Origin of the sequence: Pedobacter westerhofensis (genome assembly GCF_900182595.1) — a bacterium.
In the GTDB taxonomy this organism is placed as follows: domain Bacteria; phylum Bacteroidota; class Bacteroidia; order Sphingobacteriales; family Sphingobacteriaceae; genus Pedobacter; species Pedobacter westerhofensis.
Genome location: NZ_FXTN01000002.1, coordinates 508081 through 532796, shown reverse-complemented (window position 1 = coordinate 532796; position 24716 = coordinate 508081). Strand labels below are relative to the sequence as shown.

The window sequence follows — 24716 nt, the reverse complement described above, 5'->3', positions numbered from 1 at the left end:
TTTTAGCAAAACACAACAAAATGATAATTATTTTTTGATTCCGCCTTTACCGGAAGCATTTTTAGGAGACCATAACAATGTGTATGGCTTATTTTTCTCATAGCCTTTTCCGTTTGGATAAGAAACCAGTTCTAACTTTGATCCCCATGGGGTTAGAAAGTAAACAAATGTTTCCCCCTGGGTATCACCAGATGGCATTGTAAATGGTTCAGCCAAAAATTTTACATCCTTAGATCTCAGGTAGGCGACCGCGGCTTTGATATCACTGGTATAAAAAGCAATGTGCGAGGCACCAATGTCATCGGCTCCCGGCTGTTGTGTATTGCCTTTGCTGTCCTTATATTCAAACAACTCAATATTGGCACCGAAACCTGCGCGCACCATTTTAATGGTTACCGGCCCTGTACCGCTTTGCATATGGTTTGCCTCTTTCCATGCCGCTTCCAGTGAAACGGGACCTATACTGGTTACTGCCCTGAAGCCAAGGACATCAGAGAAGAAAGCTACAGCTTGTTTAAGATCAGGAACATTGATGCCGATGTGGTCGACCCCTAAAAGTTGTGCCTGCTGCTGGGCAAATGTGCGGTTGGTACTGAAAGTTAATAATACGACAGCCATCACAATAACAGATGATGACTTGAACAGGTTATTTTCCTGAGTTTTAATTTTTGTTTTCACGATTATTGATCTTGATTTTAGCTTATAGTAATCCCTTTGATATCCCTGAGTACCGGCACTGTATTTAAAGCTTCGCGGAGCAGTTTGATTTTACCGTTCTCTGCTACCAGCCTGCCCATGTAATGCTGCGCATATGCTTTGCCATTAGAGCCAATTGTTGCTGTCGCTTCATACTCTCCGAAAGCTTGATCTGGTGTGTCAATATGAATTTGGATGTTTTTAAACCTGAAACCAGGTAAAGTATTGGGCAGGTTTCCAAGGAAAGTATGAAGTGTATCTTTCCCTTCCCATCGGGCGGGCATACCAAGACTGGCCAGGTATGGCAATTCAATGGCCGCATCATCGGCAAACAGTTCTATCTGGATGTCGGGGTTGCCAATGTTTTCTAAATAATCCATCAAAAGTTCTTTTGCAGTTTTCATGTTTTTTACGTTTAATTGTCCTGTAAAACATCACAAAGTTGCTGCATCAGCTATTGCTGGCTATTGACTTTTAATAAGAAATTTCATTGACAAAAATCATCGTTCCAGCATTAAACCGGCACAATTGATCCATCGCGGGCATCGCACGGAGCAAATTTCTTAAATCACTACCCTGAAAGTTAAATTTACCCTTGCATTCATTGGCCGTGTGGATTTGGCAATCCTGTGCTCCCAGTCCTGTTGCAGATTGCCTTTCATGATCATCAGCGATCCACTTTCCAGTCTGATAGAATATTTTTCACTGTGATCTTCTTTGAAACGGATATCGAAACTGCGCACCTGACCAAAACTTACAGACGCAATTACCGGATATTTACCCAGCGCATTTTCATTGTCACTATGCCAGGCCACCGAGTCATTGCCATCACGATAATAGTTGAGCAGGACACTGTTAAACTTAACCTTTGCAATCTTTTCTACTTTCAGCTTAATTGCCATGAGTTCCGGTGTCCACTTATTTGGAGCCGACCTTCTGAGAGAGGTATAATCATAAGTCTCCTGATCAGCATACCAGGCACACAATCTGGGTGTGACCACTTCTTTATCGTACATTCTGACAACTTTCTGCTGCCAGGGGGATTGAATAATAAATTTTTGCAACAGCAGCCCGCATTCTTTTTCTGTAAAAAGACCAGGATGATATTCCAGCAATTCAACTGGTAGACCGGGTGTCTGGCCAGCTTCCGGGAAAAAACTTAATTGCTCCATTTTCCTGTCAAATATAAACTAATTTAAAAAGTATTTTAAAAATAAATGCTAGTTTTAATAGTAATATTATTTTCCGAAAACCTTTTTTACGTCTAAGCGTTATTTCAATATTCATAAAATCATAAAGCCATGTCAACTGAAATCAATCAAATCCAGTCTTTAGAGAAAATGCAAAATGCGAAATTTGGTACTCCCAGCTATTACTTTCATCCTGATGAAGATTTTAGAGAGGATTTTGATTGGGGGAAAGGTTCAGATAATGATGTTGAGGATTTAGAGGCTTAGTCCTTGTACTTCTTTTCCATCACTTTGGGGAGTTTGCTTGGCAGCAGCAAATTTTTCGAGAACAGAATGCTATTCGAAAACTGAATACTTAGTCCTGGTTTTCTTTGAGGCGTCATTTCAGGCAGGCCTGTAGGTAATGATATCTTTATCAGCCAGCATCCTTAGCGCACTTTCTACCATCCCGACGGCCCCTTCTACGATTTTGTGACGGGCCGCAACAACCGCAGAAGCCTGTTGCCTTCTCAACATGGGGTGGAATGTTTCGAGAATGCATCTTCCCAACGCATTTGAAAATGACTTTCCCCTCACATAATCTTTAAAGGTGATTGTTACCTTAGGTGGGCAATTTGATTACAAAACATATGAAAAAAATAGGATTCCTGTCCTTCGGCCATTGGTCTGATCATCCTTCGTACAGGGCGCGAACAGCAAGCGACACCTTGCTTCAGTCGATCGATCTGGCTGTTGCTGCAGAAGAAATTGGTGTAGATGGCGCATATTTCAGAGTGCACCATTTTGCAAGTCAGCTGGCCTCACCCTTTCCCTTATTATCGGCCATAGGCGCTAAAACAAGTAAAATTGAAATAGGGACCGGTGTAATCGATATGAGATATGAAAACCCTTTATACATGGTTGAAGACGCCGGAGCGGCCGATCTGATCTCAGGCGGACGATTACAACTGGGCCTTAGCAGAGGATCACCGGAACAAGTAATCGAAGGTTGGCGCAATTTCGGCTACCAGCCAGCCGAGGGCGAGACAGACGCGGAGATGGGACGCCGTAAGACCATGGAATTTCTGGATAAACTGACTGGAGAAGGTTTTGCTGAACCTAATCCTTACCCAATGTTCCCTAATCCTCCTGGTTTATTACGTTTAGAACCCTATTCAGAAGGACTGCGGGAAAGGATCTGGTGGGGCGCCGCGTCTAACGCAACGGCAGTATGGGCTGCTGAAAACAGGATGCACTTACAAAGTTCTACCCTGAAATTTGACGAAAGCGGTAAACCGTTCCACATCCAACAAGCTGAGCAGATCAGGCTGTATAAGGATGCCTGGAAAAAAGCAGGTCATGATGGTGAACCAAGGGTATCTGTGAGCCGCTCGATTTTCGCATTGTTAAATGATCAGGACAGATATTTGTTTGGGCGTGAAGCCGGGCAATCTGACAAAATTGGATATATCGAAAGTGACAAGCGTGCAATATTCGGAAGAAGCTATGCCGCAGAACCTGACCAGCTGATCAAAGAGCTGGCAGAGGACGAAGCGATCCAGGAAGCTGATACACTTCTTTTAACTATACCCAACACCTTGGGAGTGGACTATAATGTACACGTGCTGTCTTCAATTTTAAAGCACGTTGCACCGGCCTTAGGCTGGCGATAAGCTATAAAAAGGTTAAGTCGCCAAAAAATTGATATGATGATGCCGGTTACACTCGGCTTCATCATATCAATTCTTAATTTTCAGTATGATTTTTAAATCATCTCGGCAGGTATGTTACTGTTTTTGATTCCAGTCCCTGCGAACTGATCGTTACTTTTACAGTTCCTGATCCTCTATTTGTCTGGATGTAGGCCAGTAATTTCCCATGATAGGCTTTTCGTATGTCTGACTGATAACTTTCATGACTTGCCAGGTCACCACTTTCCAGACCCAGCAATTTTGCAGGCCCTTCTACGCTAAGCTCAATCGGGTTATCGGCCGAATACACCAGATTTCCATCCTTGTCCTTCAGAGAAATTTCAATGATAGCCATTCCAGGATCATCCGCAGCAAATTTCTCCCTGTTGATCAGCGCATCAATGGTTTTGGCTTCTCCCGTTGTTGCCAGCCGATAAGAAACTACTTCAGTACCCTTAGCATAGCCTTTCATGATCAGTTCTCCCTGCTGGTAAGCCACATTCCAGAATAATGCCGGCTCTTTGTTACCCGCCTTCTTTCTGCCCAGCGATTTCCCATTGAGGAAAAGCTCAGCTTCCTCAGTATTCGTAATTCCCAGCACCTTCAGCTTGTCCCCTTCCTGCCAGTTCCATGTTGGTGCAGAATTCCAGATAAACCGGATCTCATCATCCTGATCACTTTTTGAGGCCATCAGATAGGCCATCGGTTTCTCCGTCCAGAGGGCCTGGCGCAAATAGAAATCATTTTTCGGAAAGCCTGCCATATCCAGCAGACCGGCGCCGCTACTTCTTACCGGCCATCCATGAGCCTCGCCCACAAAGTCAAAACCAGTCCAGAGAAATTGTCCGAAAATATATTTGTTACTGTCTACCGCGAGCCACTCCCTGCGGCCCTTGCCGTTCTCACTTCCGTAAATAATGCGTTTCGGATACTGTTTGTGATCTTCTGCGTACCGGTATTCCTGATAGTTATATCCCACCAGATCCAAAAGCCCGGGATAATCGGTTAGGTTTGACATCACCACACCAGCCAGGGCCGCAGTTACCGGCCGTGTAGTATCGTTGTCCTTTACCACTTTCACCAGCCTCCGGGCAATCGGCCCCATTTCACTTGCCGGTGGACTCTTGGCAGAGTATCCCCTGCCATAGATCTGTGGATTACGTCCGGTATTCAACACTTCGTGAGAATAAGGATCATTAGGATAATCGATTTCATTACCAATGCTCCACATTACAATGGATGGATGGTTGCGGTTCCGCAGTACCACATCCCTGAGATCGCGTTCCGCCCATTCTTTAAAATATTCATTGTAACCATCACGGGTAGGTGTGCCCTTGTTCCATCCTGCCACCCATTTATTCTTTCCGTGCTCCCATTCATCAAATGCCTCGTCCATCACCAGAAAACCCATCTGATCACAAAGTTTGTACAAATAATCCTGATGCGGATAATGGCTCATCCTGATTGCATTAACACCTGCCTCCTTGAGCTTGCGCAAGCGCCAGGCCCATATTTCAGCAGGTACCGCAGCACCCAGCGCACCGGCATCGTGATGCACACATACACCTTTCATTTTTATATTTTTCCCGTTGAGGAAAAAGCCTTCATCAGCGGTATACCTGATCTCCCTTAAGCCTACCTTCTGTACTTGCTGATCAACAGCTTTTCCATTCAGCAGCAGAGAAACTTTGAGCTGATAAAGTGTGGGATCATCTACTGACCACAATTTTGGCTCAGGCACAGTAAAGTTCAGTTCTGCTGCGCCTGTAGCGGAAGCTGCCACTTTCATGGACTGTGTTGCACTGGCGGCAACCTTACCATTCCTATCCGTGAGCCCAACTTTTACAACAATAACAGCCGGTTGCTGCATCGTATTGCTTACGTTTACCTTAAGTTTTGCAGAAACCTTTGTCGCACTAACCTGTGGTGTACTGAAAGCCAGTCCCCAGGTAGGGATGTATATGGGATTTTTAACGATCAGGTATACGTTGCGATAAATTCCTGAACCCGGATACCACCGCGAATCTGCAAATTTGCTATGGTCAACTTTTACAGCAAGTGTATTGGAGCCAGTCTTGTTCAGGTACTTGCTCAACTCATACTGAAAGGCGACATAACCATTCGGCCTCCTGCCCAGGTAATGTCCATTGATCCAGACCTCGCTGTTTTTATATACGCCATCGAAGTATATGAATGTTTTTTCTCCCGCTGCAGCCTTTTTCAGCGTAAAGGTTTTGCGGTACCATCCTATCCCTGCGGGCAGGTAGCCAGTACTGCTGGCCCATTTCTCATCAAATGGCCCTTCAATACTCCAGTCGTGGGGCAAGGTCACACGGCGCCAGCTGTGGTCGTCATAGAATGGACGTTCCGCCCCTGCTGGCTCTCCTTTCATAAATTTCCAGCCATTGTTAAACAGGATGTTCTGTTCGCTATCCTGCGCGGCTGCCAGCAAAGGGCAGCAGAAACAGCACAGCATGAACAGTAGTATACTTTTAATTTTCGTCAGTCGCGTTATTATATTCATATCAATCGTCCTATTCCTGTCAATCTTCGTATCGTATTATTTGTTTTTGTAAACTCCAGGTTTTCAGGTCAAAACCCTGGGCATGTAATTCATTAGTATCCCGGGTTTTGCTCCAGCTGATTGTTAGAAGATAAAATTTCCGTGCGTGGGATAGGCAGCCAGTAATGCTTCGTTTCAAACTTGCGCCCGTCCAATGCTACCTTTGGTGTGTAAGTAAATGTTCCGTCTGCATTTTTAGTAATAATAACACCCATTGCCGGTTGGTTTTCAGTCACTTCAGCAATTTTCCATCTCCGAACATCATAAAAACGATGCTCCTCAAATGCTAGCTCTACCTGCCGCTCATAGCGGATTGCCGTGCGCATATCCGTCTGATTGATTCCTGCCGGGATTGCCGGCATATTTACCCCCTGTCTCCCCCTGATCATATTTACGGCCTGTACAGCAGTCATGGTTGCACCTGGGCCTATTCCCTGAGGCCCATAAGCTTCATTGCTGGCTTCAGCATAATTGAGCAGTACTTCCGCATAGCGGATATAGATCCATGGCTGGAAGCCGGCAAAGCCCCATGGATTTTGCAGCGGATAGGCATCATTCATAAACTTCTTCAGGTAATAGCCTGTCTTGGTGGTATTCCAGTTGTCCTGCCCGTCTTTGCTGTCCAGTCCTCCCGGGATAAAGGTTTCTACATTCCGGCCGCGGTAAGCTGCACCGTTGTATAGAATAGTTGCCGCAAAGCGCGGATCACGGTTGGCATAAGGCATTGCCGCATTGTATAAGGGGTTGCTACTGTTTGCCGGCAACCCATTGGTCATCTGATATACATCTACAAGGTTCTGCATGGGCGTATTTCCGGCCCAGCCGCCATAACCGTTGGGCCCGTTGGCAATTTCCAGATGTGTGTGGTTGGCATTTTTGGTAAACAGACGCTCAAAAATAGCCTCATTGGTTTCATTGATCAGAAACATATTTGCATATCCGCCCTGGTAGATACCATAAAGGTTCAGGGCAATCACCTCTTGCGAGGCGGCTGCAGCATCTGTCCAGCTGCCTGTAGCGTAGAGTGGGCTTGCCGCGTACAACAATAAACGTCCTCTAAGTGCCAGCGCAGCCCCTCTGGTTGCCCTGCCCAGCACCCAGGTTCCGCTATTCGTCAGTGGCAGTTTAGCCGCCGCTGCAGCAAATTCTGCCGCAGCATAGTCTATACCCGCTTTGATGGTTTCACGTTTAAACAAGGCAGGATCCTGAAGATTGTCAGTCAGCCCCAGCACTTTGTCGCCCACCAGCACTACACGTCCATAATTGCGGATCAGGTCCAGGTAGCGGAAAGCCCTGATAAAGCGCAGTTCACCTTCCAGCATATTCTTGTGCCCCGTACTCATACCAATGGTTTGGAGCACACTCAGGGCGTAATTGCACTCACGGATACTGCGGTAACTCCTTGCCCAGAAGACCCCCATGGCACCCAGATTTTCCGGCGCCATCTGACCGCGCTGGATCAGCCAGGTATTATCGTCATTGTTGTAAACCGATTCATCGGTCATCGAACTCACCATACTGTATTCAAAACCGCGCCCGAAACCTGGGTTACTGCCATCGGCTTCTTTGTCCTGCAGCCTGGTACCTATGTATTCATTGGTTACATAAGCCTCAAAAACTGCGGTATCTGAAGTAAGGGTATTGGTAGGGATCCTGTCCGTAGCGGTCGTTTCCAAAAAGTTTTTCTTACATGCGCTCAGTGCCAACAGACTACTGATCGCGATAAAAACAGCTGATTTATAATTGTTTTTCATCTTCGTTCTTCTTAAAATTTCACGTTTGCACCTAAATTGATTATCCGCTGCTGCGGGTAGAACTGTCCGCTTTCGCTGCTTCCCTCAGGATCATAGTCTTTCACTTTTGTGATTGTGAAGAGGTTAAAAGCGCTGGCAAAAACGCGTACGCCGGATACTTTGATTTTAGACAGGAAATCCGTTTTCAGGTTATAGGCCAGCTCTACATTTTTCAATCGCAGAAATGCAGAATTGTTAAGCCAGAAAGTATTCCTGTACTGTCCTCCGCTGATCGCATTGGAAGCCCTTTCAGTTACACGGGGATATGTGCCTTCGGTGTTTGTTGGGCTAAACCTGTTGTCGGCCCAGCTACTGTAGAAATTACCCACCGTTCCTGATTCAGGTAATACATACTGGCTCACTTTTGCCTGTCCGGCGAATAAAACCGACAGGTCAAAGTTGTGATAGGATACATTGAAATTAAACCCATAGGTAACCTGCGGGATATTGCCATATTTGGATCTGGTCATGTCATCAGCATTGATTACCCCGTCTCCATTGTAATCTTCATACTTCAGGTCACCCACCTTTGCACCCGTTACATGCGGATAGGCATCCAGGTCGGCCTGTGTACGGAACATGCCAATGCTGTTATACAACAGGTAAGTCCCGAGCGGCTGCCCGGTCTGGCGCTGGTATCCAAGCGTACCGGCTGCTTCGTCAATAAATACGATCTTACTTTTTGCGTAAGTAAGGTTCCCGGACACTCCCCATCTCCATTCTGTACCGGTATGGTTGTAACCTAAGGTACCTTCAAAACCCTTGCTGTTTACCTTACCAATATTCTCCGAAGGTACCAGTGGGTTGTAATTTACGGAGCCATCGTTATAAGGGTTAACAATACCGGAAGAGCCTGGCAGGGATGCATTTCTGGCGGCGAGGATGCTGGAGCGTTTTTGCTCAAAATAGATTCCCTCGAAGGTGAAATTCTTGAGGAAAGTAGCATTGATACCGATGTCGAGTTTTTTGGCTACCTCCCAGGTAATTCCCGGATTGGCAAGTTTAGACAAAGCTACTCCCGGCTGGATAGTGGGTACCCCACCCGGCGATTGAGCCACAAAGCCATTGCCTACCAGGGTATAGTTGTCATAATACTGGAAGCCATTCACGTTATCATTACCCAATGATCCATAGGATGCCCGCAGTTTCAGGTCGTCAAAAAAGTGTACACTGTTGTTAAACCATGCTTCCTTGCTGATCCTCCATCCGGCAGAGACCGAAGGGAAAGTTCCCCATTGGTTGCCTGCAGCGAAGATAGACGATCCATCACGGCGCAGCTGACCTTCAAAAAGGTACTTCTCATCATAAGTATAGGCCAGCCTGCTGATGATACTGCGGCGGGTATAGTTGGTACTGTAACCCGAGTTCAGAAAGTCTGTGGCTGCTGTTCCACCCTGTGATAATTCCGGCAGTTGCGTAGAGAGATAATTGAAACGCTGTGCATCAAAGTACTCAAGATTGTTCTTACTCTGCTCATAACCTACGAAAGCATTGATATCATGCTTACCAAAACGTCGTGCATAATTCAGTTTAATGTTGGAAGTTAGGAGTGATTCCCGACGCTGAGACTCTGTCAGTGTAGCCTTTGAATTGCTGCCCCCAACGATGTTTGGATTGTAGACGCCCGTTGAGGCTATGTAATTGTAGAGCACATATGGCTTATTAAAACTTTTGCTAAAGGCATTTGATTTGTCAGCAGAAAAGAAACCATCGACAGACATTCCCTCAATGCCGGGAATCTGGTAGCTGCCACGCAGGATGGCATTCAGGACCTGGTTTGGATTATTGGTATTACCCCCCAGGTCTGTGGCCAATACGGCAGGATTGGCGTTTTCGATTCCTGTAGTAGCTAAACCATTGGGATAAAAGGGTGCGATAATTGGTTTGGAGCGGTACAGTGAACGAAACAGGTCGGCAGCACTCGTGATCGGGTATTTGCGGTCCTCTTCCCTGCCCGAGAGCGACAGGCCTACTTTTAAGCGCTTACTGATATTGGCCTCCAGGTTGGTCCGGAAATTATACTGATTGTATTTTGTGGCACCATTTTTAAAAAGTCCCGACTGGCTGATGGTCCCGACCGACATATAATATTTTACATCGTCCGTTCCCCCGTTCACCGAAAGACTGTGCTGCTGTTGTGTCGCAACACTTTTCAGCACTGTCTTCGCCCAGTCGGTATTCGGATAGTTTAAAGGATCAGAACCGTCCCTGAACTTCTGGATCTGGTCCGCACTGTACGACTGGTTAAGCCCTCCTGCCGGATTGGAATCGTAGTTGATCTCATTCATGATCTGCGCGTAGGTAGCTGCATCTGCCAGTTCCGGCAGACGTGTAGGCGAGCTAAAGCCCTGGTTAAATGAATAATTGATCTGTGGTTTCCCCGATTTTCCTTTTTTGGTGGTCACCAGGATTACGCCGTTTGCAGCACGGTTACCATAAATCGCTGCAGAAGCGTCTTTCAGTACAGAAACGCTTTCAATATCGTTCGGATCTAAACGCTCCAGTCCGCCGATCTGCCCTGGAACACCGTCTACCACCACCAGCACGGTGTTGCTGCCTGTAGTTGCCAGTCCGCGTATCCTGATATCAGATCCGTCTGCCCCCGGCTCGCCACCGCGGTTATTGATAACCACACCGGAGAATCTTCCGGCCAGTGAATTGGAAAGGTTGGGCTGCGGGCTTTTTACCAGGTCGGCACCTTTCACCTGCGAAATGGATCCCGTTACCGTTTCTTTCTTTTGGGTACCGTAACCTACTACAACAATCTCGCTCAGCGCCTGATCATTGCTTACCAGGGCGATATTGACAGTTGTACGGCCCCTAACCGCTACTTCCTGAGAGGTATACCCCACAGAAGAAAACTGCAGGATGGCATTGTTATCCGCAAGGCTGATCTGGAAGTTGCCCTGACCATCGGTACTGGTTCCCGTAGTTGCGTTTTTAACCCTTACACTTACACCTGGCACCGGCTGATTGTTACTGTCTGTTACTTTTCCGCGCAGCACCTGCTGAGCAAAAGCGTTGGAAGAGATGAGCAGGAAAATGAACATTCCTGTCATGGATAGAATACTCCTTTGGAGAGCAGCTTTATAATACATGATAATGATTTTTAGGTGGACACATGAAGAATTTAAACCCTGGATATTAGCCAGCGGTCACGTGCACCCGGAAAGATTTTTTTGTAGATTTCGTTTCATACGATAATATTTGGTTTGTTACATACTGATCACCCCAGCATTTGGAGCGGGGATGAATGGTACTAAAGTCGATATATTCCAGCTTCGGCGTGAGGGGTAAACTCCCAAAAAAGCAGGGAGATTTGAACAAAAAATAGGCTATTTAGGCTGTTTTACAGTTAACAATGATTTATTAACCGTATACCTGCTGCTAAATGTCTTTCTGTATTTTTTGATGTAATCTGAAGGGTTAAGGTTAAACAGTTTGAAAAACTGCTCCCTGAAATAGCGGTTATCACGGATACCTATTTTCAGAATAGTTTCCTGAATGGTGAGGTCTGTATTAATAAAAATCTCGGCTGCTTTGCGCAGGCGGATAAAGCGGATAAAGCTGTTGGCCGACTGGCCCGAGATGGACTTGATTTTCGTATAGAGGTTGGAACGGCTCATGCCTATTTCGTCGGCCAGGGTGCTGATCCCGAAATCAGGGTCTGTAATATGCTTCTCCACAATCTCTATACAGCGGTCAAGGAAATCCTTATACTCCGCAGAGATCTTCATATTGGCAGATTTTAAAGTGATCTTATTGTAGAAGTACGTCTGCAGGTTGTTCCTGCTTTTCAGCAGTCCCTCCACCCTGGCCATCAAAAGTTCTTTTTCAAAAGGCTTACTGATATAATCGTCGGCACCGCACTCTATCCCGCGCAGCCTGATCTCTGAGGAAGTGCTTGCGGTAAGCAAGATCAGGGGGATATGATTCAGCGCCGGATCCGCTTTTACCAGGCGGCAAAGTTCTATCCCATTGAGGTTCTGCATCAGTACGTCACAGATGATTACATCCGGGAGGTGACGGTTAATCAGCCGTAACCCTTCCTCTCCGTTTGCTGCGCTCAACAGCTTAAACCGGTCCCTGAAGATTTTTTCAATGTAATGCCTCAGTTCTTCATTGTCGTCAATGATCAGCATAGTGAGCATGTCGGAGGAAAGTCCCTCTGCTATGGTCCGGCGATCCTTTTCCACAGCTACTGCAGAATTCAGTTCCTTGTCTGCCTCCATGTTTTCATCAAAACCATTTAGCTCATCCAGCATCAGGGAACTTTCCGGCTGATCATCATGGATCGGGTAAGCTGCAAAATGTTCTTTACCCTTCAGCAGGCTGACTGAAAATGTAGTTCCCTGCCCGGGCAGGCTCTTAAAATCCACCTGCCCGGAATGGCTCTCCACAAAGTTTTTTACCAGGAACAGTCCTATACCAAATCCACCCCTCGAGCTATTCTGATCCGGTACTTTGTAAAAGCGCTCGAAAACCTTATGCCCGATCTCCGCAGGTATTCCTGATCCGGTATCGATCACTCGTATGCAAACGCCCTCTTGGTCTTCAGCAATATCGAGTGTGACCTTTCCTCCTTCAGGCGTATGCCGCAGCGCATTGGAAATCAGGTTAAATAAGGCAATCTCTATTTTTTCACGGTCGCCATAGATTTCTGCTTCCGGATAATTCTCTGTGAAAAGATAAGTGATACCTTTTTTTGCTGCGAGGTAGGTAAAACACAGGAACACTTCCTCACATAAGCTGATCAGGTTAATCCTTGCAATAGTGAGCCTGTCGGCAGATGTATCGGCCTTTCCAAAAAGCAGCAGCTGATCAACCAGGCTCAGCATTCTTTTTGCGTTGCGGTATACGATCGTCAGGTTTTCGAGGTTATCCGGTGTTCCATGTTCCTTGATCATCTCCTTTACAGGGTTTACAATCAGTGTAAGCGGACTGCGGAATTCATGCGAGATATTGGTAAAGAATGAGATTTTGTTCTCGTGCAATTCGCGTTCCTGCTCTGCCTCAAGACTCGCGATCTTGATCCGGTACCGCAGCTGGGTCTGCTTGGCTTTATAATGGATCAGCAGGTAGATCAGCAGCGCTGCCACAGCAATGTACACTGTACATGCCCACCAACTCTTGTACCAGGGTGGCAATATGAGGATGTCGACTGAGGCATAATGATCCTGCCATACATCATCCTCATTGGTTGCTTTTACTTTGAACGTATATCTGCCGGGCTGCAGGTAGCGATAAGTGGCGGAGCGCTGTGATTTCACATAATTCCAGTCCTTATCCAAACCCTCCATTTTATAGGCAAACTGCGCATCCCGGGGATAAACAAAGTTGAGTGCCGCATATTGAATTGAGAATACCGACTGGCTAGCCTGCAAAATGATCCCGCGGTCCTGGCTGATATGTTTGAGGTCGCCTTTATCGTTTTCCTCGCGGCCATATAGCTGAAGTCCCGTAATCCTGATCTGCGGTTTGTATGTACTGGGCCTGATCTCCCTGGGGTGAAACATGTTCCATCCCTCTGTACCCCCAAAGCACATCAGGTTGCCATTTTCGGCAACAATGGCTGATCCCGAATTGAATTGTTTTCCCTGCAGTCCGTCGGTACTGTTAAAATTATAGATTTTATGTTTAGCCAGGTCCACCTTGGAAATGCCGTCATTGGTTGTCACCCAGATGTTCCCCGCACTTTCCTCCAGGATGGCGTATACGGTATTGTCTGCCATACCATCCTTTTCACTCAACCGGCGTACCGTATTCTTATTGGTATAGCAGACCAGCAAGCCTTCGCCTTCCGAGCCTATCCAAAGGCGTTTTTGCTGATCCATGTGCAGTGCATAAATGATTTTTCCGGCCAGGTTGATCCTGTCATTTTCGTGTTGCATGAATGGATGTATCACATTCTTTGCAGTGATTAGATAATCCATTCCGCCCCCGTAGGTCCCAAGCCAGAGATTACCTTTTTCATCTGTTTCGATTGCCCGAACATCGTTAGAGGTAATTCCGCTGTTATAGGTATTGTAGCTCTCAAATGCCGTATGAGCGGGATTCAACCTGCCTAATCCCCCACCATTGGTTCCGATCCAGATGTTGTGGTTTCGGTCTTCGCGGATCACCCGCACATCATTCCCAGGGATGGATAATGGGTTTGCGGGGTCGTGTTTAAAACTGATAAATCCATCCGTTTCCGGATTATATAAGAGTAAGCCCCGGGCATACGTACCAAACCACAGGTTATCCTTACTATCTTTATAAGCTGAGAGAATCGCGTTGTCTGTGAGGCTGCCCGGTGTCCCGGTGGCGCGGTAATGTTTGATCACTGTACCATCGCGGCGTGTCTTGTAAATGCCATCGCCATCTGTTCCCAGCCAGAGGTTTCCCTCTGCATCCATACACATGCCATAATAACGCACATCGCTCTCGCCACTGTTATCGGTCATCTTTTTCCGGAACAGCTGGAACTTCGCAGCTTTTCTGCTCACCATAAAAAGTCCGTCACCATAAGTACCGAGCCAGAGGTTCTCATCCCGGTCCAGGAACAGTTCCTGTACAGACCTTGGGGTGATGTTATAACCTTTTTCATTCTCTACCTGGTCAAACACAAAACCGGCCGGATCAGCCCCTGCAAATTTGTCCATATCAATATGGTAAAGTCCCCCATCCTGCAAACCTATATAGAGCTGGTGGCGACTGTCTTCAATCAGCGAGAGGAACACATTACTGCGCAGATGATAGCGCATCGCATCAAACTCATGGAAACTCTGTGTTTGCTGTCTGTAAAACCACAGGCCGTTAGCGCTGGCTATCCATAAATTATTGCGGTGGTCCCGATAAATTCTGTTGACGCGGCTGTTACCAGGCCCCTTATTTTCTTTGAAAACTCTTTCAGCCAGCCTTCCGTTACGGATCCTGAACACACAAAGCCCGGCATCCTGGGTACCCACCCAAAGGTTTCCGCCGGAATCTTCCTCTACGCAGAGGATATCATTGCTGGGCAGCCCTTTCAGGTTTTTCATGGTATAATTCACAAAATCCCCTGTCCTTTGATCAAGAGCACTGAAGCCATTCGCACTGGTGGCTATCCAAAGTCGCCCTTTTGTATTTTCTGAGATCCATGTCACATCTGCCCGCTGCGCTGCCTTTGCCACAGCGTGTTTACTAAACTTTTCGGTTTTCAGGTCAAAACTATACAGGCCCTTGCGGGACGATAACCAGAAGGTGCCCTGATGGTCCTTGAAAATTTTCTGAATGTAATTACCGGGTAAACCTGAAGAATCCTGTGGATCTGATTTGAACGTACGGAAATTTATACCGTCAAAACGGTTTAGCCCATTGCCCGTGGCAAACCAGATAAAACCCTGGTTATCCTGTATAATGCTATTAATAATATTGAAGGAAAGGCCGTCTTTTTGGGTATAATGCATTGTCCGGCCAGACGGAACCTGCCCGTACACTGTAAAACCAATTAACATTAAAAAAATGCTCAGCCCCTTCATTGCACTATATCTGGTTATAAATCGCTTCTGCAATATATAGCAATATTTATTAAATAAAACGCTTCAGCATTGGGAAATTATTGTGATGGTGCAGGCAGGATTGATAACTTTTTATCAAATGGTAAATGAACTGCCCTAAATAATGGCGAAATTTACTACATGAAAGAGTTCATTGATTACATATTGCAGTTTGGGAATCTCAACAAACAGCAGACAGACTTTATCACGAGCAAGGCAAAAACGCTGGAGCTTCATAAGGACGAATATTTTTCTGAAGCCGGAAAGATTCCCAGGTACGTTGGGTTTATTATTGAAGGTGTCGTTCGTTTCTGCTATTACAATAATAAAGGCGAAGATATCACGCAGTACTTCGTAGACGAGAATAATTTTGTATCCGACCAGCAAAGATTTGAAGCACAAGTAGTGGCTTCTGAATATATACAAGCTGTTACCGATTGTAAAATGCTTGTTTTCTCCAAGAAAGACTGGGACGAGATCGGTAATACAATCCTTGGATGGGACAATATAACAGGTCTGATCCTGAAAAACTGTTTGTTAAAAACGATTGAAAGAAGGAGCCCCCTGGTTTCAGAAGATGCAACCACCCGGTATTTATCCTTTATTGAACAATTCCCGGGACTTGTCAATCGTATTCCGCTTTCCCATATCGCTTCTTACCTGGGGATTACACAACAATCATTCAGCAGGATAAGAAAAAATATCCGTTGATATTAGTTTTTACCAAATGATAAATGGTTTGCTGCTTCAGTTATCAAAATTTGCATTATAATTTTAATCAACAAGAAGATGAGCAAAAAAATTGTAGTAATCACAGGAACAAGCAGTGGGTTTGGATGGCTTACAGCCAAATCGATTGCGTCATTTGGCCATAAAGTATATGCGACCATGAGAGATACACAGGGAAAAAACGCTGACAAAGCAAAAGCGCTTGCGCAGGTAGAAAATGTCACTGTTCTGGATGTGTCATTAACTGACGAAAGCAGTGTTAAACAGGCAATCGATACCATTATTGCAGCAGAAGGAAGAATTGATGTCCTGGTAAATAATGCAGCCGGTTCAATATTTGGTGTTGCTGAAAGTTCCACTACTGAAGATTTGCAATGGATGCTGGACGTCAATTTTATCGCGCCATGGAGACTAATGAAATTGGTTTTACCATTTATGCGTAAACAATCAGAAGGTTTGATCATTAATATCTCGAGCGGCTGGGGCAGATTTGCTGCACCATTTTCAGCGGTCTACGGCGCTTCAAAGTTTGCTTTGGAAGGGCTGAGCGAAGGTTTACATTATGAAGTGAGGCCATTTGGTGTCGATGTTGCTATTATTCAACCAGGAGCATTTCCCACCGAAATGTCCCAAAAGACCCAGGCCGGTTCTGATGCCTCAGTTTTGGAAGCGTATACCCCAATCGCAGATATTCCAAATAAAATGTTTGCAGCCGTTGGTCAAATGATTGAAACCACAAAAGCGGATCCACAGGAAATTGCAGATGCAGTTGTTGAACTGATCAATCTGCCAAAAGGTCAAAGGCCGCTGAGGACAGTAGTCAACCAATCCACAGGAGACATTGTCCAAAGAGCCAATGATGCTGTACAAGTTGAATATGCAAAAGTATTGACAGCATTTGGCATGGAAGAACTTTTGGCCTAATCACAATTTCATACTGATAACGGTTTGAACTGCCCGGGCCGGGTAGTTCAAACCGTTTTTTCTGTATAATCCGAATTTACACGGGCAGTTTTAATCCGGATCACCCAACAAATAATATTCGTTAAGAATTATCGATTTACCCTATTAAACTATTTTATTTACTTTAGGTCATAATTCCAAAACCAAATCAACCTGTAATTATGAAATCACCGGGCCTTTTATTCGCAGTTTTGATCCTTAGCAGTGTGACAGCTTATGCACAGACCTATACGAGTTCGGTAAAAGTGGATATTTTCGGTGATACGAGTATAACGTACTACGATCAGAATCACAATACAATTAAAGTTGTTAAGCGTTCAACTGATATACTGGGAAATAAAATCACAAGTGTCACCGGTCAAAATGGTGAAACTATACGTACGATAAAGAAATCAACAGATATCCTGGGAAACCGTATCGTGGACATTGATGAGGGTAAGGGAACATCAAAAACGATTAAGACCTCAACAAATTTATTCGGCGATAAAATTAAAACGGTTACAGACCAGAACGGACGTCCACTATCTTCCGTTAAAAGTTCAAAAAACATTTTTGGAGACAAGATTGTAGAAATCACTCAAGGGAACGGGCGTTCTATAACGCTTAAGACCTCAAAAGATATCTTTGGTGATTTTTCAACAACTGCGACCGATCAGAATGGGCGCGAACTGGTATCCGTTAAAAAAACAAAAGACATTTTTGGGGATTGGACCACAACAGTTAAAAGTGATCAGGACCGTGAATCTTTAGACTACCTGATGTATCTGATGGAGGAACATGGAAATTGATCTTTCACAATAAGCTGATGATACAGCAGCAATAAAAATTTCTTATTTTTCGCGAACCTAATTGTTGATTGAAAAATTATTTTTAGATTGTAATTTTTAATTTTCAGTCGACATCTACTGCTGCAAAATAAAGGAATTGAAACATGAATCAGCGATATGCATTTTCCGGTTAACATTCCTTTGGGATCCCATTCTATACCAGTTCACTTTGTGTGCGAAACCCTGGCGTATGCGGTAGGCTACCGTTTTTATACTTACCTGAGAAGACATGTTGCCGATCAAATCAGCAGTCATCACCGCCTGATTATCTTTGTTGGTGCTGCACTTGGTGGTTTCCTTGGCTCGCACCTGATCGGCGTACTCGAAAACCCTGTACTCCTGACCTCATTAAACTTCAGGTATTTTATGGGAAACACAACAATCGTTGGCGGGCTGCTCGGTGGATTGATTGGTGTTGAACTGACCAAAAAGCGACTGGGCGTAACCGCATCTTCGGGCGACCTGATGGTTTTTCCTTTAATTATCGCTATGATCATCGGCCGTACGGGATGTTTCCTGGCGGGACTGGAAGATGGAACCTATGGCACCGCAAGCGCTCTGCCCTGGGCCATTGACTTTGGAGATGGCGTACGCCGGCACCCTACAAATCTGTATGAAATACTTTTCTGGCTGCTGTTTGGCCTGGGATTATATCTGGCAGCTGCAGGCATGGAGTTTAAAGATGGTGCAAAGTTTAAACTCTTTATGGCCGCATATCTCAGCTTCCGCTTTTTAATTGAATTTATCAAACCAGCATACTTTTTCGATTTCGGCCTTTCAGTTATCCAGCTCGCCAGTCTGGCTGGCCTGATCTATTATTATAAAATATTCCTCCATCCTGTCCAAACTCTCAAAGCTTATGCCTGAACGTCCTTATATCTATTACGATTTTACTATTAGCTTATGCTCGACCTGCCTGAGGCGTATTGATGCCAAGATAGTTTTTGAAGATACCAATGTGTATATGCTCAAGAACTGCCGTCACCACGGTTTTGAGAAGGTTTTGATTGCTACAGATATTGAATATTACAAAAACTGCCGCAACTATGCAAAGCGCAGTGAGATGCCGCTGAAGTTTAATTCGGAGACACACTTTGGCTGCCCTTACGACTGTGGCCTGTGTGCTGACCATGAGCAGCACTCCTGCCTGACGGTGGTGGAGGTAACCGACCGCTGCAACCTGGCTTGTCCCACCTGCTACGCAATGTCATCGCCACACTACGGACGGCACCGCAGTCTGCAGGAAATAGAACAGATGCTGGACGTGATCGTAGAAAATGAATGTGAACCGGATGTGGTACAGATCAGTGGCGGCGAGCCTACAGTGCACCCGCAGTTTTTTGACATCCTGGATATCGCCAAGCGCAAACCGATCAAACACCTGATGGTGAATACCAATGGTATCCGCATTGCAAAGGATGAAGCCTTCGTGCAACGGCTGGCATCATACATGCCGGATTTTGAAATTTAACTGCAGTTTGATTCCTTTAAAAAAGAGGCCCTGGAACAGCTCAGAGGTGAGGATCTTCGTCATGTAAGATTAAAAGCCATCGAACACCTGAACAAGTATAACCTCTCCACTACCCTGGTGGTAACTTTACAGAAAGGGTTGAACACGGATGAGATCGGGGCGATTATTGAGTATGCACTCAAACAGCCCTGCATTCGCGGAGTGACCTTTCAGCCCACACAACAGGCCGGCCGGCTGGAGAACTTTAACCCGGCCACCGACAGGTATACACTGACCGAGGTGCGGGCCGCGATTTTGGAGCAAACGGATATATTTACGGCGCAGGACTTATTACCTGTTCCCTGTAATCCCGATGCATTGGTAATGGGCTATGCGCTTAAACTTGGAGATAAGGTGTTTCCGCTGACCCGGATGATTAACCCGGACGATTTACTGGACAACTCAAAAAATACGATCATCTATGAGCAGGATGAACAACTGAAGTCGCACCTCCTGCATATGTTTAGTACCGGCAACTCTGTCGAAAAGGCCAAGGAGCACCTGAAATCTATCATGTGCTGTCTGCCGGATATTGACGCCCCTGGTCTGGGATACGACAACTTGTTCCGTATTATCATCATGAATTTTATTGATGCACAGAATTTTGATGTTCGCGCAATTAAAAAATCATGCGTACACATTGTAAATAAGGACATGAAGATCATTCCATTTGAAACGATGAACCTGTTTTACAGGGATGACAAGGCGGCTTATCTTGAAACTTTAAGAAATGAAATACAGGTATGATGAGTGAAGAACAGAAAACTCCCTACGAGGGACAGCAAAAGCGGGACATAGAACCGGCAAACGTGCCCTCTCCTGATAACAAATCAGGAGAGGGCGCAAAGATCCTGGGTTTTAATCTGGCGTTTTTTGCCTTGTATACCATTGGTGGCAATATCGCCGGCGATGAAGGCCTGCTGGCTGCCGTATTCTTTGCAGGCTTTCATTTTGTGGTCTGCGTGATCGCTGCTATTGCAAGCAGAAAATGGGTATGGCTACTGGCTGGCCTGATTATTCTTGTTATTGGTCTTGGTACCTGCTTTGCTGGTGTCTAAGTGATTTGTCTGAGAAAACTATCAAGCAGCTTTAGTTGGCATATTGGTTATTTTGTCTGTCGTGAATATATACAGTGATGACGGTCTTAACTTTACAAAAAGCATGCTATCGTAAAATTTTAACTGTACAAACAAATTCATCGTTAAAAACTTTAATTTTAACATACCGTCTGCATTAATCGATGAACACACTAATTGAACTGGTACAAGCCTATGGGCTTTGGATCATCTTTCTTATTACACTATTCCAAAGTGTTGGGCTGCCACTTCCTGCATTTGCAATACTTATGCTTACGGCAGCAGTCACCCCTGCAACAGTAGCTGATATCATTTCACTCCTAGGGACTGCAACGATAGGTTCTTTGATTGGAGATATTATTTTGTACTTTGCCGGTAAAAGACTGGGCAGCAGTGTTCTTGGAAAATTGTGCAGGATCTCATTATCGCCAGACTCCTGCGTAAAAAGCAGTGGCGATGTTTTTAGCCGTTTTGGGCCACCTGCCCTTACCGTTGTAAAGTTTATTCCGGGACTTTCCACTTTAGCCCCGGTAGTGGCCGGTGTTTACGCGATGCCTATAGTTTCATTCATCGTTTTCTCTCTGATCGGTGCGGCGGTTTATAGCACAACGGCCGTAAGCCTGGGGGTCTTATTCCGCCACGAGATTGGTAGCCTGATTGCGACATTAACAGAATTTGGAAAGTTTGGAGTGCTCATCCTTATCATTTCTTTTGGTATTTACCTGTTTGTAAAATGGCTGCAACGGTACCGCCTGATCAGGAAATTTAAATCTGACCGGGTCACAGTCGTTGATCTGCTCGAATTAATAGAGGGAAGCTCAGGCCCCATCATATTTGACGCACGCCCAGCGGACCAACGGACAAGAAATGGCTTTATCCCCGGCTCAATACCAATCAGTGATATTAACTTAACTGAGATCGCTGATCTCTATTCTGCCTATGATGAGATCATCGTTTATTGTTCCTGTCCCAATGAACTCACTGCCGCTAAATATGCCGAGCAATTGCGCAGGTCAGGCTTAAAACGTATCAGACCCCTATTGGGCGGGGTTGACGAATGGGCAAAATCAGGTGGAAGAATAGCATATACTTAAATACCATTTCTGACGATTATTTTTTGTGCTTCACCTTAATGTGCTTCACAAAGGAGTCATCCACAACAAACCTCTCTTTGAGATTTGTGCTGTTTGTAAATTTCCGCATCCAGGGCAAGCGCTTCAATTTTATTCTTGCATAATCCTTCCGACAATTTCAGGAATGCGGCAACCTTTACGTATAATGTTTCAGCATCAGATCGCTCTGCCTGGAAGTCATCTTTATAACGCGCAGCCGAGTAGCTTTTGACCATCAGATCAAACAGCCTAATGCCCTCCTGACCTTGTTCAAGAAATAATTGAGATGTTTCATCTGAAAAAATCTCACACAAATGCAACAGCCGGTAAAGATTGTGAATGTCTGATCTGTAGGCAAGATGCACTCCAATGAGGGCAATAAAGCATTGTTCTACAACCTGATGCAGCATATGTATGCATAGCGGATAGCTTTCCTTGATGAAGCACTGCTTAGCGCTTTCCAGAAAGCCAGTGGCGAGAAACATTTTTTGAATCCGGCGTTTTTCAGCCTTTTGTGCCGCTCTCGTAGGGATATAGGCAGGCACCTGAAAGGATGCGATGGCAGGATCATAACTGTACATGAGCTTCCCCTGCTTAGCTGCTGTTATAAAAAACCTGTCGTTAGCTCTTATAGCCGCCGTAACTGTCTCTTTGCCGTGCACCAAAATAGTGATCTTACCGTGATGAAAATGGGTATTTGCATAATCCTGTACAGGATGCTCAATTCTGATCTCATTTTCAACAATCATCAACAGATAATAACGGTGATTTTTAACAGCGTCATGTAAAATAGAACAGCCGGATCTGCTCATTGACTTAACCGATTCGCCAAAACAGTAGATGTATAATGGTTTGTACCGTTCTGCCAGCACTTTTACAAATGCTTTAAACTCTCCTTTCTTGTCTTGTATGATGGTCATTCTGATATGGTTTCAAGCTGATGATTACCTGTTTTTGGGCAATGCGCGGCCATAACGAGGGTCTTCATCGTCAGTTAAATATTTAAAATGTTGATTGTAAATAAGCAGGAAGATGGATAGCCTTACGTTACAGAGAACATCGGGCAATCTTTCATTGTATTTGATTAATCAGGCGGTTTTTGGAAATTGTTTGGCAGATAAGGAACTATAAGATAAAGTCCAGAGTCAGAAAGGCTATATGAAATCCCTGGGGAGCTTGCGGGACAATTTGTAGGCGATTGGATAATCACTTGAGTACAACACAAGCCGTTGTGACAGTAAATTGGATTGTTGGCAATTGTTACGGTTGTGGTTTTCTCCTTTTTCATTTGGACACTATTGATTAAAAATTCTCAATAGAACCATGTACAAGATTAAAAAAAGACCTTCACAAATACAGGTCCGGCAACAGTTCTTGTAGCCTGATCATACCCGGTGGAAATCGGGGAATAGAAAACTATTCGGACACTACAATAAGCTGCGCCGGACCTATAGTGCAAATATAGGCAACCCGGCGTTCTACTTATTACCTGTGTCCTGTAAACTTCCACATTTGATCAGACAAGGTTCTTAAATAGAACACCTCAAAATTTTAGAGATGTTATAAAATCTATATATTGTTTAACAAATACTCATATTAGTTTATTTTAATAAAACAAATGTAAGTATTATGATTTAATTAAACAATAGAGAAATTAAATTATTTACGAGTCTGCCGCTCACGCTTGGGGCATCAAAGTTGTACATCATTAAACTGACCAGGATTGTACCTTATTACACCGTTGAAATTTAATTTTTCTTATATTTGTAATGCGTCTGGAATGAGGCGCCAATAAAAAAATCTCGTAAACTGCGGAAGATTCTACCTTTACTCCCTCCCCCAAATCAATCAATCATCCTTCAGTTCTATCAGCAGTATTCTGGACGGTAGTCGTTCGTGTTTCGGTATAGTTTGAGATATACTTTAGCTATGGACGATCTATACACCAGCTATACCATGTCTACCCCTTGTGGACTACTACTTTACTACATGTCTACATCATGTTTACTGTTTAGGTAGAGTTCTGGTAGAGTAGCAGTAGACAAGGGGTAGACAAGGTATAGCTTGAACATAGTTTAAATATAGCTCAAGTAGAGTTTCTACAATACCAAGATACGAACGAAGTATAATTGAAGCTTTGCCAGAGTACAGGCCCATCAAAATTGACAGCAAAGCAAATAATCAGAAGTAGTTGCGTGTTTACACATTAAACAATATGTTTCAACACGAATAATTATTTTTAATAATTTATATACAAATTTACAATTTTATGTTTATATTGCAAAGTATTTTAAATCTTGTGAATTCATACCTGGATTAATTTATGCATTAACCCCTCCAATATAGCTGTTCCTCCTTAATCTAAGTGTGTTCATTAGCTGAAAATACTAATTGTTTAATTTTTCACTTAATTCATTTAAATTATGGCACGTGTCGTAAGCGGCCCTTATGTGGGCTTTTCAGGAACAATCGATGGCACTACGTACTACCAGATGAACGGTAAGACGTATGCAAAAAAGAAAAACAGTAAAAGTAACATTCCCCGTACCGAGGGTCAACTAGCTACAGAGTCTAAATTGGGTATGATAGCCAAATTCATGCCTCCATTTGAAGAGATCGCCAAGGTAGGCTACCAGTTGATTGCGAAGGCCTCAGGCAATAGTACGCACAATGAAATGGTAAGCCACATCTTTAAAAAAGCCTGCGAAAAGCAGTCTGGAAAATGGGTGGTCAACATGGAGAAGTTTCTGATCACGCAGGGCAAGTTGGCATCTGCTAAAAGGAACAGTGCAGAAATGACAATGGATGGGGTGTTATTCAACTGGAGTAATGAAACAGGACCGGGAAAAAGCCATCACAGCGATCAGGTGATCATGCTAGCCTATTTTCCCGAACTTAAGGAATCAGCAGTCAAAATTGGCGGCGCAAGCCGTAATGCACAACAAGACTTGCTGCTTCTGACTGGTGTAGAGAAAGGGTATACCGCAGAAATCTTCATTTCATTTATCGCGGATGACCATTCTGACGTGGCGAATAGTATTTATCTCGGACAATTAAACTGGTAATC

Annotated in this window: 20 protein-coding genes; 11 read left to right on the top strand and 9 right to left on the bottom strand. The window is 44.7% G+C overall.

Annotation, left to right across the window (positions count from 1 at the left end):
- Nucleotides 1-27: 27 nt before the first annotated feature.
- The 3 genes from FN831_RS05045 to FN831_RS05035 all read right to left on the bottom strand — a co-directional run bounded on the left by FN831_RS05045 (nt 28) and on the right by FN831_RS05035 (nt 1868).
- A complete protein-coding gene (locus tag FN831_RS05045) occupies nt 28-678 on the bottom strand; it encodes a VOC family protein (RefSeq protein WP_221931268.1) in 651 nt (216 codons plus the stop codon).
- Between the two features lie 17 nt (nt 679-695).
- Nucleotides 696-1100: a nuclear transport factor 2 family protein gene (locus FN831_RS05040; protein WP_142527112.1), complete on the bottom strand. Its 405-nt coding sequence runs from the start codon at nt 1098-1100 to the stop codon at nt 696-698.
- A 159-nt stretch (nt 1101-1259) separates the two neighbouring features.
- Nucleotides 1260-1868, bottom strand: coding sequence for an alpha-ketoglutarate-dependent dioxygenase AlkB family protein (locus tag FN831_RS05035; protein ID WP_142527111.1), 609 nt, complete (start codon nt 1866-1868; stop codon nt 1260-1262).
- Between the two features lie 129 nt (nt 1869-1997).
- Between FN831_RS05035 and FN831_RS27620 the strand changes: the two genes are divergently transcribed.
- Nucleotides 1998-2153: a hypothetical protein gene (locus FN831_RS27620; RefSeq protein WP_185960386.1), complete on the top strand. Its 156-nt coding sequence runs from the start codon at nt 1998-2000 to the stop codon at nt 2151-2153.
- A 117-nt stretch (nt 2154-2270) separates the two neighbouring features.
- Here FN831_RS27620 and FN831_RS28250 read toward each other — a convergent pair whose 3' ends face one another.
- Nucleotides 2271-2402, bottom strand: a complete 132-nt coding sequence (locus tag FN831_RS28250) for a hypothetical protein (RefSeq protein ID WP_262711871.1) — start codon at nt 2400-2402, stop codon at nt 2271-2273.
- Nucleotides 2403-2515: 113 nt separating this feature from the next.
- Between FN831_RS28250 and FN831_RS05025 the strand changes: the two genes are divergently transcribed.
- A complete protein-coding gene (locus tag FN831_RS05025) occupies nt 2516-3538 on the top strand; it encodes an LLM class flavin-dependent oxidoreductase (RefSeq protein ID WP_142527110.1) in 1023 nt (340 codons plus the stop codon).
- A gap of 97 nt (nt 3539-3635) precedes the next feature.
- Here FN831_RS05025 and FN831_RS05020 read toward each other — a convergent pair whose 3' ends face one another.
- The 4 genes from FN831_RS05020 to FN831_RS05005 form a co-directional block, all read right to left on the bottom strand.
- Entirely contained in the window at nt 3636-6080 is a 2445-nt protein-coding gene (locus FN831_RS05020; RefSeq protein WP_142527109.1) for a glycoside hydrolase family 2 TIM barrel-domain containing protein, read from the bottom strand.
- A 92-nt stretch (nt 6081-6172) separates the two neighbouring features.
- Nucleotides 6173-7873: a RagB/SusD family nutrient uptake outer membrane protein gene (locus tag FN831_RS05015; protein WP_142527108.1), complete on the bottom strand. Its 1701-nt coding sequence runs from the start codon at nt 7871-7873 to the stop codon at nt 6173-6175.
- 11 nt (nt 7874-7884) lie between these two features.
- Nucleotides 7885-11010 (bottom strand): SusC/RagA family TonB-linked outer membrane protein, encoded by a 3126-nt coding sequence (locus FN831_RS05010; protein ID WP_142527107.1) that lies wholly within the window; start codon nt 11008-11010, stop codon nt 7885-7887.
- 237 nt (nt 11011-11247) lie between these two features.
- Nucleotides 11248-15390 (bottom strand): hybrid sensor histidine kinase/response regulator transcription factor, encoded by a 4143-nt coding sequence (locus FN831_RS05005; RefSeq protein ID WP_185960385.1) that lies wholly within the window; start codon nt 15388-15390, stop codon nt 11248-11250.
- Between the two features lie 183 nt (nt 15391-15573).
- Here FN831_RS05005 and FN831_RS05000 point away from each other — a divergent pair, with 183 nt between their 5' ends.
- From FN831_RS05000 to FN831_RS04970, 8 genes are all read left to right on the top strand, one after another.
- Nucleotides 15574-16143 (top strand): Crp/Fnr family transcriptional regulator, encoded by a 570-nt coding sequence (locus FN831_RS05000; RefSeq protein ID WP_142527105.1) that lies wholly within the window; start codon nt 15574-15576, stop codon nt 16141-16143.
- Nucleotides 16144-16221: 78 nt separating this feature from the next.
- The gene (locus FN831_RS04995) at nt 16222-17085 is read left to right on the top strand and encodes an SDR family oxidoreductase (protein ID WP_142527104.1); all 864 of its coding nucleotides are present in this window, start codon (nt 16222-16224) and stop codon (nt 17083-17085) included.
- Between the two features lie 200 nt (nt 17086-17285).
- Nucleotides 17286-17912, top strand: coding sequence for a hypothetical protein (locus tag FN831_RS04990; protein WP_142527103.1), 627 nt, complete (start codon nt 17286-17288; stop codon nt 17910-17912).
- Nucleotides 17913-18068: 156 nt separating this feature from the next.
- A complete protein-coding gene (locus FN831_RS04985) occupies nt 18069-18818 on the top strand; it encodes a prolipoprotein diacylglyceryl transferase family protein (RefSeq protein ID WP_142527102.1) in 750 nt (249 codons plus the stop codon).
- Nucleotides 18811-19422 carry a radical SAM protein gene (locus tag FN831_RS28070; protein ID WP_246101347.1) on the top strand — a complete coding sequence of 204 codons (612 nt, stop codon included), beginning with the start codon at nt 18811-18813 and terminating at the stop codon, nt 19420-19422. Before FN831_RS04985 ends, FN831_RS28070 begins: the two co-directional genes overlap by 8 nt.
- 117 nt (nt 19423-19539) lie before the next feature.
- Nucleotides 19540-20208 carry a hypothetical protein gene (locus tag FN831_RS28065; RefSeq protein WP_246101346.1) on the top strand — a complete coding sequence of 223 codons (669 nt, stop codon included), beginning with the start codon at nt 19540-19542 and terminating at the stop codon, nt 20206-20208.
- Nucleotides 20205-20519, top strand: coding sequence for a hypothetical protein (locus FN831_RS04975; protein ID WP_142527101.1), 315 nt, complete (start codon nt 20205-20207; stop codon nt 20517-20519). The genes FN831_RS28065 and FN831_RS04975 overlap by 4 nt, the downstream gene beginning before the upstream one ends.
- A gap of 182 nt (nt 20520-20701) precedes the next feature.
- Nucleotides 20702-21631: a VTT domain-containing protein gene (locus FN831_RS04970; protein ID WP_142527100.1), complete on the top strand. Its 930-nt coding sequence runs from the start codon at nt 20702-20704 to the stop codon at nt 21629-21631.
- A 56-nt stretch (nt 21632-21687) separates the two neighbouring features.
- Here FN831_RS04970 and FN831_RS04965 read toward each other — a convergent pair whose 3' ends face one another.
- Nucleotides 21688-22398, bottom strand: coding sequence for a HEPN domain-containing protein (locus tag FN831_RS04965; RefSeq protein ID WP_185960384.1), 711 nt, complete (start codon nt 22396-22398; stop codon nt 21688-21690).
- Between the two features lie 1674 nt (nt 22399-24072).
- Here FN831_RS04965 and FN831_RS04960 point away from each other — a divergent pair.
- Nucleotides 24073-24714: a DUF6266 family protein gene (locus FN831_RS04960; protein ID WP_142527098.1), complete on the top strand. Its 642-nt coding sequence runs from the start codon at nt 24073-24075 to the stop codon at nt 24712-24714.
- The last annotated feature ends 2 nt before the right edge of the window (nt 24715-24716 follow it).